At 41.4% G+C, this 10566-nt stretch carries 8 protein-coding genes; all 8 read right to left on the minus strand.

The window, feature by feature from the left end:
- The 8 genes from ccdA2 to FKX92_RS03750 all read right to left on the minus strand — a co-directional run bounded on the left by ccdA2 (window position 1) and on the right by FKX92_RS03750 (window position 10392).
- The gene (gene ccdA2 / locus FKX92_RS03715) at window positions 1–711 is read right to left on the minus strand and encodes a thiol-disulfide oxidoreductase-associated membrane protein CcdA2 (RefSeq protein ID WP_149565565.1); all 711 of its coding nucleotides are present in this window, start codon (window positions 709–711) and stop codon (window positions 1–3) included.
- A gap of 142 nt (window positions 712–853) precedes the next feature.
- Window positions 854–1888, minus strand: coding sequence for a HAMP domain-containing sensor histidine kinase (locus FKX92_RS03720; protein ID WP_149565566.1), 1035 nt, complete (start codon window positions 1886–1888; stop codon window positions 854–856).
- Entirely contained in the window at window positions 1885–2583 is a 699-nt protein-coding gene (locus tag FKX92_RS03725) for a response regulator transcription factor (protein ID WP_149565567.1), read from the minus strand. Before FKX92_RS03725 ends, FKX92_RS03720 begins: the two co-directional genes overlap by 4 nt.
- A gap of 83 nt (window positions 2584–2666) precedes the next feature.
- Entirely contained in the window at window positions 2667–4295 is a 1629-nt protein-coding gene (locus FKX92_RS03730) for an SSURE domain-containing protein (protein ID WP_149565568.1), read from the minus strand.
- A 218-nt stretch (window positions 4296–4513) separates the two neighbouring features.
- Window positions 4514–5842 (minus strand): branched-chain amino acid transport system II carrier protein, encoded by a 1329-nt coding sequence (brnQ, locus tag FKX92_RS03735; protein WP_149565569.1) that lies wholly within the window; start codon window positions 5840–5842, stop codon window positions 4514–4516.
- Window positions 5843–6254: 412 nt separating this feature from the next.
- Entirely contained in the window at window positions 6255–6809 is a 555-nt protein-coding gene (locus tag FKX92_RS03740; RefSeq protein WP_149565570.1) for a GNAT family N-acetyltransferase, read from the minus strand.
- Between the two features lie 54 nt (window positions 6810–6863).
- The gene (locus FKX92_RS03745) at window positions 6864–8642 is read right to left on the minus strand and encodes an ABC transporter ATP-binding protein (protein WP_149565571.1); all 1779 of its coding nucleotides are present in this window, start codon (window positions 8640–8642) and stop codon (window positions 6864–6866) included.
- Between the two features lie 13 nt (window positions 8643–8655).
- On the minus strand, window positions 8656–10392 hold the full coding sequence (locus tag FKX92_RS03750) for an ABC transporter ATP-binding protein (protein WP_149565572.1): 1737 nt from the start codon (window positions 10390–10392) through the stop codon (window positions 8656–8658).
- Window positions 10393–10566: the final 174 nt, after the last annotated feature.

Here is a 10566-nt window from a genome sequence, read left to right on the forward strand (position 1 = left end):
TTATCCAAATAATGATGCTAAAGCGTTTAGATTTCCAAGCATCAGCAAAATTCCCATGAGAATGATGAGTGCACCGCCGATTTTCTTAAGCGTTCCCATATAAGGTTTGAGTTTCGCAAAGCGCTGTAATACCCAGCCAGAAGCCAAAGCCATAGCTAGAAAAGGAAGTGCTAATCCAAGTGTATAAACCAACATAAGCAAACCTCCCTGAAGAGCGCCGTTACCGCCAGAAGCAGCAATTGCTAAAACAGAACTCAGAACAGGTCCCACACAGGGCGTCCAACCAAAGCTAAAGGTGATACCCAAGAGAAAAGCGTTAAGAAAATCACTTCTTTTACTATTCTTTTTAAGTTGGATGCTCTTTTGCTTTTGCAGTTGCTGGATATTAATGATTTCCATCTGGTGGATTCCCAGTAGAATGACAATCCCGCCCAGAACGTAACGAAACCAAGGGGCATAGAGGACTTGCCCTAGCGCGCCAGCTCCGTAGCCTAAAACTAAGAATACAGTTGATAAGCCAGCTATAAAGCAGAGCGTCTTAGCTAGACCATACCAGGAAATGTCTTTTCCCATAAACCGAACCGTTTTCGGATGTTCTGTATCCAGCAAAATCCCCACATAGACTGGCATCAGCGGTAAAATACAGGGCGAGAAAAAAGAGAGAATCCCCGCCAGAAAAACAGAAATAAAGAACAAAAAACTTGTTGCCATTTCAAAAACCTCTCTACCAATTTCTGACTCTAGTATAAAATAAAAATCTCCCTAAAAATAGAGAGAAAGATTTGAAAAAACTTGAATTTGATGTTATCTTTGCTAAATCAAGAGTTAAAAATGTTTATCACTTATTGTGGATTTATGGTAAGTTGAGAGTAAATGTAAAAGTGCTTCCTAGGCCACACTGGCTTTCGACCATTATTTCTCCACCCAGCTGATGAGCCAACTCACGAGCAATAGCAAGGCCCAGACCATGCCCACCTGTCTTCATATTACGAGAAGTTTCCACACGGTAAAGGCGTTTAAAAATCTTATCCAAATCCTCAGAAGCAATACCCCGTCCTTCATCCTTCACACTGATTGTCAAGATTTGATCAGTTAATTGAGCCACTATCTCGATTTTAGTTCCAGGGTCGGAGTACTTAAAGGCATTATTTATCAAGTTGACCAAGATACGGGAAAGTTTATCGTAATGGCTCTTAATTTTTGCTGACTCGGGATACACTTGAATGTAGATGTCCCGCTCCTCCCGCTCAATCAATAGTTGAAATTCACTCATGACCTCAATCAATAGCTGGTCTAGAAACACTATTTCAGCTTCTCCATCTGATTCTATTCGAGGTTGGGCATTAAGAGTCAAAACACCCAATTCTTCCACCAATTTATTCAAACGCTCTGTCTGACGGCTAATCGTGGTCAAGTAATGAATCTGCTCCTCTTCTTCGATCACTCCATCTAAAATCCCCTCCACAGTCGCCTGAATAGAGGTAATGGGAGTTTTAATATCGTGAGAAAGCTGGGCAATCATCATTCCTTTTTCTCGTTCACTTTCATCAAGAGACTCAAACGTTTCTTGCAAATTATGCGACATATCGTTAAAAGCCTGACCCAACTCTTGAAATTCGATAGGGCCCTTGGCGTCAATCTCTGTACTAAAATCCTTGTCAGCAATATTCTGAGCCTGTTTTTTCAGATGCCGAAGGGAAGAAAATACTGGCGATAAAAGAAAGAGACTGACTGCCGCTCCTATAAAACTAGCAATCAATGTCATTCCAACTAGGAAATATATCTCGCTTTTTACAATCAACATTCGCTGGACTGCCCAGAAAACGAGTAAAATCGTTAGTAGGCTAGAAATTAGGTACCCTACTAGAATGTAACTTTTTAATTTCATTTTCCACCTCGTGATCTTTCCATTTTATACCCAAGACCCCAGACAGTTTTGATGGCAGGAGTGTTTGAGCTGGCATACTTGGTCAATTCCTGTCTCAGAGCATGGATATGAACATTAAGTGTATTGGTATCATCTACGAAGTCTTCCTGCCACACCTTCTCGTAAAGCTCCGTCTTTGAAAAAACTCTCTCAGGATTACTAGCTAAAATCCAAAGTAGTTCAAAGGACTTCACTGTTAATTCCAAAAAATACTCCCCGATACGAGCCTCATGAACCACATGATTCATCATCAAGTCACCGAGCTCAATTTGTTCGATCTCACCTCCACGATGAAGTCGGCGCAAAATATTATTGACTCTTAGAACTAGCTCGCGTGGGCTAAAAGGTTTGGCTATAAAATCATCTGCTCCTAAGCTCAACCCGTAAATTTTGTCTTGCTCGCTGGTCTTAGCCGTTGTAAAAAGAAAAGGTTGATCAGGTACTATATACTGAACCTCACTGATAAAGTCATAACCGTCCATATTTGGCATCATAATATCCGTGATGATCAGGTCAACAGATTTCTTTCTGAAAAGATCTAATCCCTCCACGCCATCTCGAGCCACTAAAACTTGGTAGCCAGCCTGCACAAGATAGCGCTTTTTGATATCCAGAATATCCATCTCATCATCAACAAGTAAAATTGTCTTTCCCATTGCCAATCTCCTCATAAAAACAGTGTTATACTGGCTTTAGTATAACACTATTTTTAGTAATTTTTAAATAATTTGAACCTTACTTAATCTTTTTGTTTTTCTTTCAAACCTAGAAAGCCAAGAATTCCTGCCAAGGCTAGCCCGAAGAAACCAATTGTTGCTGTAGAAGTCTGGGCTTCACCAGTTTTTGGTAACGAAGGCTTATCATCTTTTTTCACCATATCTGCCATCGGATTAGAAGTGGGATGTTTCTCCTTCAGATCAGCTGTATGGTGATCCACTTCTTTCATACCCTTAGCTGTACTCATAGAATCTGTTGTAGAAGGTTTCACATTCATTTGTTCTTGTTGATATGGTTGTGCAGACATTTCTTTTCCATACAGCCGAATTATTACTTGACGAGTCGCGATAAGATTTGTCAAATCTGGTTTACCATCTTTGGCACCATAGACTTTGACAGTCGCTTGGTAATCATGAGTGCCATTAATGCGAAGTTGGTCAAGAAGGGCTTGTCCGTCTTTACCTGTAGTATTGCCGTTCAAATCCACTTCGTAGAAGTATTGACCTTTCGCTAAGCCTTCAAGTGGCAAGAGGGCTGGATTGTTCGCTTTGCCATTGTCTGACCAAGGAGCTTTGTCAGAAGATTTGAGTAAGAGACGTGTCAACATGCCGTCTCCACCGAAAGCTTCATACGGAATAACTTGATTAACACCTGCCAAGAATGGACCAGGAACGTTTGCCTTTTCTAAATAGCTAGCTGGAACATCAATATGGTCTTTAATATTTTTGGTGACTGAGTCTTTGACTGATTCTTTTGAAACAAGGACATTTAAACTAACAGTTACATTTTTTGTTGCTACAAGATTAGTCGAATCTGGTTTACCATCTTTAGCACCATAGACTTTGACAGTCGCCTGGTAATCATGAGTGCCATTGATGCGAAGTTGGTCAAGAAGGGCTTGTCCGTCTTTACCTGTAGTATTGCCATTCAAATCCACTTCGTAGAAGTATTGACCTTTTGCCAAGCCTTCAAGCGGCAATAGAGCAGGATTGTTCGCTTTGCCATTGTCTGACCAAGGAGCCTTGTCAGAAGATTTGAGTAAGAGGCGCGTCAACATGCCGTCTCCACCGAAAGCTTCATACGGAATAACTTGATTAACACCTGCCAAGAATGGACCAGGAACGTTTGCTTTTTCTAAATAGCTGGCCGGAACGTCTACCGTGTCCTTAGTATTTTCTTCAACTCCTTTTCTAACTTCATCTGGAGTCGTTACCGATTGAGAAGTAGCCGCTTCACGATCTTGGTTTGAAACTTCAACAAGAGTTGCCACCGGTTTAGCTTCTTCTTTTTGATTGCTAACTTCTGCCATAGTCTGTTCTTCTTTTGGTTTTACCATTTCTTCCTTAGGAGCTAGGCTAGACTTATCTAGAGAAATAGTTTCATCAACCTCTTCCTTAGGAGCTGACTGATTTGCAGGTAGAGCCGAATCCATTTCTTCTTTTAAAACTGTCTCTGGCAACTTATTCTTTTCTAATAATGACGAATCTTCTTGAAGAACTTTAGTAGGAGTTGAGGTGAGATCATCTGCATGTACGGTATTTGGTTGACCAACAAGCAAAAAGAAACCACTGGAAACAACGACGGAAGCCACACCCACACTTAAACGACGAATTGACCAGCGGGTATATTTTTGATTTGAATTGAATTTCATAAGATTCTCCTTTAGGTTTGTTTTTTTATGACTTTAGTATAATCTCCTAAGATTAAAAATGGTTAAGAAAAAGTTAAAATTTTTCTTAAATCTATCTTATAAAAGGATTATATTGTCCTATTGCTCATAAAAAAAGCTTGAATTCCTTCGCCATAAATTCCCTACTATAATTGACAATGAGTCAAAAAAATCCACCACATTGTGGCGGATGTTATCTATTAGCTCTCCATCTCAAAACGCTCACTCTTCTGCTTGTTGGGCAAAAAGAGAGAAAGTAGGATTCCAACTAGAGCTGGCACCAACCAAGGCAATGAAGCCTGAGCAAATGGAAGGGCATTTACAATATCACTTACCTTTGTAATATGGAACTGCTGCCCAAGAATGCCCGCAAAGGAAATCAGAGTCACTGCTGCTACCGTCAATTGCATACCGATTTTGGACAGTGGCAAGAATTTATTGACAATGACAATCAGTACGATAACAATGGTAATTGGATAGAGAATTTGCAAGACTGGAACAGAATATTGGATAATGGCATTGAGGCCAAGATTGGCAATCGCAAATCCAATCAAAGTAAAGACCGTTGCGTAAACTTTATAAGATACCTTAGGGAAAGTTTTATGGAAGAATTCCCCAGTCGATACAATAAGTCCTGCAGTTGTTGTAAAACAAGTCACAGTAACCATAGCTGCAAGGAAAATCTGTGCTGTAGGCCCAAAGATAGCCTGTGTCGCCTGCGATAGGACATAAACACCTGGATTGCCTTTGGCAATAATCTCAGCTGGAACTGGAAAATGATTGCCCAGAAAAGCCAAACCAATATACATGGCGCTAAAGCCCAACGCTACCATCAAACCAACAATCCAGATGGTTGAAACATATTCCTTTTTATTCTTGAAACCTAGCTGGTTAAGAGTTGTTACTGCGATTACGCTGAAGGCCACGGAAGCTAAGGCATCCAAAGTATTATAACCTTCCAAGAACCCTTGCCCAAAAGCTGACGCAGAATAAGCTTGCGAAGTCTGCTGAGGTGTCGTTGTTCCGTATTTCAAAGCTCCTAGAATAACTAAGATAATAATCAAAAATGCAAAGACAGGCGTCAGAATACGTCCAATCCGATCCAAAATCTTAGATGGATTCAAAGAAATCAGATAAGCAGCTGCAAAGTAAAATGTCGTGAAAACAATCAATCCTATACCGGTCATATTTTTAGACAGCATAGGAGCGATACCAACTTCATAGGCCACCGTCGCAGTCCGCGGAATAGCAAAAAAGGGCCCGATTGACAGATACAAGGCTACAAGATAGACAATAGCGAACCAAGGCGCAATCTTCTGAGAAATCTCGTGGATATAGCCCTTAGGATTGAGAGTTCCGATAATCAAAGTCAGCACAGCAAGCCCAACTCCAGACAGGACAAATCCTGCAATAGCTGGCCAAAAATGCTGGCCAGATAATGTTCCAAGTGAAGGCGGGAAAATCAAATTCCCAGCACCGAAAAATATTCCAAATAAGAGCAAGCCTGTTAAGCCACCTTTTTTAATCACGGGAATCTCCTTTAATTTTTTTCATGCTTTATCAGTATATACGGAAATAGCCTGATACGCAAGATTTTTGAATTTTTCAGAATATTGATTCAAATCAAAAGAGTATATATGATTTAAATCGAATTATTTATCCGGAATTTTGCGTAAAATCCTCACTTATCCACAGATTTAAGGCTTGTTTTAAAGTAAGATAAATAAATTTGTTTTAAATCGTATAATTTACCAACCTCTCTTTATTTTTTTTGATGGTTCACTTTCTTTAAACAGATATACTCAACTATTGCTGAATGCGAGAAAAATACAATATTGTCCTTCCTGATCCAAAACAAAATAAAAGAGATTTTTCATAGTAAAAAGGTTGAGACATCCTATCTCAACCTTTTAAAAATGGCTATAAATCATTTAGCAGTCTTTATACATCGCTAAATCTTCTGTACTTAATTTCGAATTCAAAGAAGTTCTTCTCTTGCAGCATATGGAAAATATCTCGATAAGCCTCCTCATCAAAATGATGTCCCAAATACAAGATTTCAAAGCTTAACCCTTCATATTCCAGAAAGGCATTGGTCGTTCGAAAGCCATTACGCTTATAGAAGTCCATACGTGCTTGACGTTGCTCTAAATTGTCACATTCTTCATCGACACGTTCTACCTCTAGAACCATGGTCTTTTGATAAAACTCTGTCAGTTTATGAATAATTTCTCCCCCATAGCCATGGCTGCGAAGGTGCGGCATAATCGCAAAGAAGCTGACATAGAACATTTTTTCGTTATGAACTGCAAAAGCAAAACCTACAAATTCTTCCTCATTGTAGAAGGCGAAGAAATGAGACTGCTTATCGTTTGTATAACGAAGAAATTCGCTGATAGGAACCCTTTCCTCTACAGGAAAAGCTTCGCGATTTAAGGCCTCAACCTTATCCAAATCAGGAAATTCTGCTGTAATAATTTGACTGGTTAAAGACATTGCTACCTCACTTTGCTTATATTCTAGCAGTTATCAAATGATTTAGCAAACCTTTTAAACTTCTTCCGCTTTTTTAGAAAATTGACTCTGGTAAAGGTCATAATAGAATCCTTTATCTGCCAAGAGAATCTCATGATTGCCTTGCTCGATAATCTGACCATCCTTGAGTACCAAAATCTTATCTGCTTCTTGAATAGTCGACAGACGGTGAGCAATGACAAAACTGGTCCGACCCTGCATGAGTGTCTTCATAGCCTTTTGAATCAAGAGCTCAAGCCGTGTATCGACAGATGAGGTCGCTTCATCCAAAATCAGAATCTTAGGATTTGCCAAAAGAGCCCTCGCAATCGTAAGCAACTGCTTCTGACCTAGCGAGATATTGCTGGATTCTTGGTTCATTTCCATGTTGTATCCGCCTGGCAAGGTCCGGATAAAATGGTCCACATTAGCTGCCTTGGCTGCTTCTACAATTTCTTCATCAGTGGCTTGCAGATTGCCAAAACGAAGGTTATCCTTGATAGTCCCTTCGTAAAGCCAAGCATCCTGCAGCACCATACCGAACTGTTTACGGTAGTCCTGACGGGACAGATGTTGTATATCTTGCCCATCAACTGTAATCTCGCCTTTGGTCACATCGTAGAAACGCATAAGAAGATTAATCAGCGTGGTCTTACCAGCACCAGTCGGACCAACAATAGCCACCATTTCTCCAGGTTTGACTTCCAGATTGAAATTCCGAATGAGTGGCTTATCTGCCACATACTGGAAGTCCACATCCTTGAAGCTAACCTGACCTGTCAGATCTTGATTCAGCTTTTCTGTCCTATCATTTACTTCATCTGCTTCGTCCAGCACTTGGAAAATTCGGTCCAAAGAAGACTTGGCACTCTGAAGCTGACCTGCCAGCTGAGTCAGGTTTTGAATAGGCTGGTTAATCTGCCAGACATATTGAACAAAAGCCTGCATATTCCCGACTGTCAATCGCCCAGCAATAACCTGAAGACCGCCCAGCAGAGCCAGTAAGAGGTAGGTCAGATCCGAAATAACATTCAAAACAGGCATCATCAAACCGGAGATAAAGCTGGCTTTAAAACCTACTTTCTGCAGCTTTTGCGTAATTTGTCGAAAATCCTCCTGCGAACTTTCTTCTCTGACATAGAGCTTCAAGATATTAAAACCTGTCAGATTTTCCTGAACAAAGCCATTCATAGCCCCCAGTACATCTGCCTGCTGTTTAAAGTAAGGTTGCGATTTCTTCACGATAAAGCGGGCACTAAGGTAGGTAATCGGAATCGAGATTACCACAATTATACCCAACTGCAGATTAAGCACCAATACCATGACGATAACCAAGATCAGAGTGAAGACTGCATTGATAACCTGCAGAAAGGACTGCTGCAAGGCATTTGAAACAGCTTCGACATCGCTGGTAAAACGCCCCAGCAAGTCACCAAATTGATGCTTGTCAAAGTAAGAAACGGGGATGCGATTAATCTTATGGCTAAGTTCATTGCGCAAGTCACGAATGGTAGCCTGCACTGCATTGGTCATAAAGTAATTAGAATAGTAAGAACCGATTTCATAAATAATCGCCCGCACAAAATACAAGACCATGACCCAGCCAACATAGGACACATTAATCTGGGCGCCAGCCACACCTTTAGCCATATCCAGCAGATTATTTGTCAACTCTGTAATGGCTAGACCTAAGACAAAGGGCTCGACGACGCTCATAACGACGCTGAGGATTTTGAGGAAGATAGCAAAGGCGACTGCAAATTTATAAACTTTTAGGTAGCTCCACAGACGAGCAAAACTTGATGTGTTTTTCATGTCAGTCTCCTTTCTATTCCTCTGTCAAAGCTTGATTTTTCAGCTGAGAATCCGCAATTTCACGATAGATATCATTGGTTTCCATCAGCTCTTCGTGATTCCCGCGTCCAACGATTTCGCCTTGATCCAGAACAATAATCTGGTCAGCGTCCATGATGGTTCCTACCCGTTGGGCTACAATCAGCACTGTTGCTTGACCTGTCACTTCCTTGAGACGACGACGAAGCACTGCATCCGTCTTGTAATCCAGTGCAGAAAAAGAGTCGTCGAAGATATAAATATCCGGCTTTTTGACAACCGCACGGGCGATAGAAAGTCGCTGTTTCTGCCCACCGGATAAATTGCTGCCTCCCTCAGCCAGATGAGTCTCAAAACGCTCTTCCCGACTCTCGATAAAGTCCTTGGCTTGAGCAACATCAGCCGCCTGACTAAGCTCTTCTTGGCTGGCTTCTTCCTTTCCGTAGCGTAGGTTTTCTGCGATAGTTCCGGTAAATAGCAGAGCCTTCTGTGGGATAAAGCCAATCTTCTGACGCAGTGCCTTCAGATTGTATTCACGGACGTCCACACCATCCACTAAAATCTTACCTAGTGTTACATCGTAAAAGCGTGGAATCAGCTGTACCAGCGTAGACTTACCAGAACCAGTTGAACCGATAAAGGCAATAGTCTCGCCCGGCTTAGCCTTGAAAGAAATATTATGCAGTACAGGACTCTCTGTCTCACCTGGATAAGCGAAGGTTACATTGTCGAACTCCAGATAACCCTGCGTATCTGTCTCGGTTATACCATCTTCATTAGGATTGATTGAAATAGGCATATCCATAACTTCCTTGAGCCGCTGGCTCGATACTGCCGTCCGAGGATACATAGTAAAGAGATTGGCCAAGAAGAGGAAGGACAGCAGGGCGTGAAAGCTGTATTCGATAAAGGCAACGAGATTCCCGATTTCAAGACTGCCGTCCCGCAAGGGGTCTAGGGCAAACCAGACAATGGCCACAATCATCGCAATAATAATCTGCACAAAGAGTGGCTCTGTCAGACCAGTCAGCTTAAAGAGCTTATTGGAGTTTTGCGCATAGACCTCATTTTCATCAGAAAAACGCTTCTCTTGAAATTCCTCTCTTGCAAAAGCTCGAATAACGCGCAGACCAGTCAGATTTTCCCTCACATACTGATTAATCTTATCAAGGGTCTTCTGCTGCTTTTCAGACAAGGGCTTGGTTTTAACCGCCACATAAATGACCACGACAGCCAAGAAAGGCACTGAAACAGCTACAATCCAGGCTAGAGATGGGCTGGTCAGAAAAATCATGAGAATACTGGACAGCATCATCATGGGAGTAATGACACCCATTTTAAGGGTTTGCTCCGCAAACTGCATGAGTACAAAAGCATCCGAAGTCAAGCGCGTGACCAAAGAAGACACTCCAATCTGCTCATACTCATGATGAGAATACTCTTGCAGCTTGGCATAGAGATCATTGCGCATATCCTGTACCATGGTCGTCGTTAGCTTCCCAGCCGCATAAGCCAAAACAATTCGCCCCAGCACTCCTAAGATAATAACGCCAAACATGACCCAAGCCCAGAAAAAGAGCCGGTCTGTCTGCTTAGGATTGATTCCCTCATCAATCATCCGAGCCAGCACCGTTGGCAACCCTAGATTGACAATCACAAAAAAGATTGCCGCGACAAAGTCCAAGACCAGCCACTTAGGATATCTCTTCAAATAAGACCAAATGTATAACATAAGTCCTCCTTCACCATCTATTCAAAAATAACTCACTATAAAGCACCCAAGTGCTTTTAAAACACAGAAAAGAGCGCGCAAATGCACGCCTTAATACAAATATTATATCAAAAATATGAAAGAGCGTAAAGGTCATCTCAGACTTTTTTCTGCTTATTACCAGCCTCATCAATG

The organism is Streptococcus sanguinis, from assembly GCF_008329445.1.
Taxonomy (GTDB): domain Bacteria; phylum Bacillota; class Bacilli; order Lactobacillales; family Streptococcaceae; genus Streptococcus; species Streptococcus sanguinis_O.

Bases quoted from the DNA above. Each gene is read 5' to 3' on its own strand.
- ccdA2 (WP_149565565.1), bottom strand. From the start codon at position 711: ATGGCAACAAGTTTTTTGTTCTTTATTTCTGTTTTTCTGGCGGGGATT.
- FKX92_RS03720 (WP_149565566.1), bottom strand. From the start codon at position 1,888: ATGAAATTAAAAAGTTACATTCTAGTAGGGTACCTAATTTCTAGCCTA.
- FKX92_RS03725 (WP_149565567.1), bottom strand. From the start codon at position 2,583: ATGGGAAAGACAATTTTACTTGTTGATGATGAGATGGATATTCTGGAT.
- FKX92_RS03730 (WP_149565568.1), bottom strand. From the start codon at position 4,295: ATGAAATTCAATTCAAATCAAAAATATACCCGCTGGTCAATTCGTCGT.
- FKX92_RS03740 (WP_149565570.1), bottom strand. From the start codon at position 6,809: ATGTCTTTAACCAGTCAAATTATTACAGCAGAATTTCCTGATTTGGAT.
- FKX92_RS03745 (WP_149565571.1), bottom strand. From the start codon at position 8,642: ATGAAAAACACATCAAGTTTTGCTCGTCTGTGGAGCTACCTAAAAGTT.
- FKX92_RS03750 (WP_149565572.1), bottom strand. From the start codon at position 10,392: ATGTTATACATTTGGTCTTATTTGAAGAGATATCCTAAGTGGCTGGTC.